The 2,509-nt window shown below is 40.3% G+C and carries 1 protein-coding gene and 1 pseudogene; both read left to right on the top strand.

Annotated features, from left to right (window positions below):
• Positions 1–433, top strand: a pseudogene (locus K6C05_RS07905) (hypothetical protein); the annotation flags it as partial.
• Positions 434–616: 183 nt separating this feature from the next.
• On the top strand, positions 617–2,509 hold a 1,893-nt coding region (locus K6C05_RS07910), incomplete at its 3' end, for a PAS domain-containing protein (protein WP_296733371.1).

Consider the following 2,509-nt stretch of genomic DNA (forward strand, 5'->3'; position numbering starts at 1 on the left):
CCTGTATTTGAGAAATACTAATCTTTTGCTACAGGAAATAGATGCTGCACTAAAAGATGAAAATCGTAAATTTACTTTTTTATGTGGACATGATACCAATCTGGTGATGCTGTTAAATGTTTTGGGCGCAGGTGATTATCACCTGCCGGAAACGATATGCTTCAGGTCTCCTATTGGTGGCAAGCTGGTTTTTGAGGTGCGTCAGGGGAAAGATGGGGGGCAATATATTTATCCCTATGTTACCTACCAGAGTGACAGCCAGTTGCGTCACAGTACACAATTGGATCTGGCACATCCACCTGTCAGGTACGCTGTAAATTTAGAGGGTATACGCAAAAATGATGATGGTTTATATTATTATGATGATTTTTTTAAGTGTATGGAGGGGGCTTTCAGCAAATATGACTATTATGCAGGATTAAAGGATAATTAAGTGAAGTATGCAGATTATCTGATAGAGGAAGTATAACCAATAATTTTGTTGGAAGTAAAAAAATAGGTTTTTATGTTTTGATGCATTTTGAAATGTTGTTTTTTATGTGTTGTATTAAGGCTTGGCATAGGTACATAATCGAAGATAAAAGGTTAAAATACTAGGTATAGTGAGGTCTTTATTATGATGGATAAAGATGGTTCTATAGGGAAATTTCATATATGCTCAGGTACATGGTATGAAGAGCTGAATGAGGATGGCCATATAAAGGCTGTTTATTTCTCTGATGAAATGCGACAGATATTAGGATACAATAATCAGGAGGAGTTTCCGGATAACCTGCAGGTCCTTCTTGATCATATTCATCCTGATGATGTTGATAAAATGGTTGAAGGAGCTGTTGCTGCATCCACAGGAGAAAGCAGTGGATATGATGTGGAATTTCGTATTCGTAAAAAAGATGGTACATATATTTTAGTGAATGCCACCGGCAACCTGATTCGCTCCACAGATGGAAAACCATACATGATGCATGGTGCCATGATTGATATTTCTGAGCTGATGGAGGAGGGGGAAGGAAACACCACCCTGCGGAAAAATTTGTATTATAGGGTTCGTCAGGCCGAGTCTGCCCAATGGTTTGGAATAGTACATGATATTGATCAGACCGCACGCTTTCGTATAGATTATACTGATAATGGTGAGGTCGCAGCTATTTCCTGGAATGATGCATATTGGAAAATGCTTGGGTACAGCAGCTCAATAGAGTTTCCGGCAACCTGGCCAAATTGGTTTAATTCCATTCTTCCTGAGGATCAGGGCTTGGTTCTGGATGCCATGGAGGTATTGAAGCATATAGCAGATCCTATGGATGTACATGAGGAGGAATTTCGCATGTATGCCAAGGACAGGTCTGTTCGGCATGTTCATATTTCAGTGCGCAGGGTTTTTGATAAGGCCGGTAATCCAAAACAGGTTTTGGGAATGGCCAAGGATATTTCCAAGCAGAAGCATCTGGAGCTGCATACCAGGATCTTTGATATTTTTTCCAAGGATTATCTGTCTGTTAATGTAATCAATGTCATCAAACACACCATGCGTGTTATTCGCCATAAAAATACAAGATATACTCATCAGGAAATTGAGAATCGCATCGCCGGCAAAAGCTATGAGAATATAATGGATGAATATATCGATAACTATGTGGCTCCTGAAGACCGGGAAAGGATACACCGGATTACAAAGATTGAAAATTTGGTGATGCAGGTCAGTTCAAAGGAGATGTACCGCATTAAATTTGCCCAGGTGGATGGTAACGGACAGCGTCATTTTTATCAGGGGAATTATCTGCGTCTGAATGATGAATCCGGTAATCCTGCAATAGTAGCCGGGTTCCGCGAGATTACTGATATTGTTATAGCTGAAAGGGAAAAGCAGGAACAGTTCAGGGCGGCAAAAGAGGCCGCTGAGGCTGCAAACCGTGCCAAGACAGCATTCCTGTTTAATATGTCCCATGATATCAGGACACCTATGAATGCAATAATGGGGTATAGGGATCTGCTGGAAAAATATCAGGAAGATCCTTCACGGCGTGAGTATTATCTGTTGAAAATGAATGAAGTAAGCAAGGTGCTCTTGTCTATTATTGACAATGTATTGGAAATGGCAAGGATTGAAAAGGGTACCCTGGAAATGGATGAAGCTGTCTGGGATGCCTATGATTTCATGGACTACCTTCATTCTGTATTTATGCCAATGATGGAGAAAAAGGGACTTATTTTTACCAAGGATATCCATCTTAAACATTCACATATATATTGTGATTCTGTTAAGCTGAGGGATGTATTTTTGAATATTATAACCAATGCCTATAAATATACAGAATCTGGTGGCAGGGTGAATATGTCAGTGGAGGAGCTGCCATATGATCACGATGGCTGGGCTCTTTACCGGACAACCATATCGGATACCGGTATAGGAATATCTGAGGAGTTCCTGCCAAAGCTTTTTGATGCTTTTTCCAGAGAAAAAAACAGTATTGGAAATAAGATTGAAGGTACCGGTCTGGGAATGTCC

The organism is Anaerovibrio sp. (assembly GCF_024697385.1).
Lineage (GTDB): Bacteria > Bacillota > Negativicutes > Selenomonadales > Selenomonadaceae > Anaerovibrio.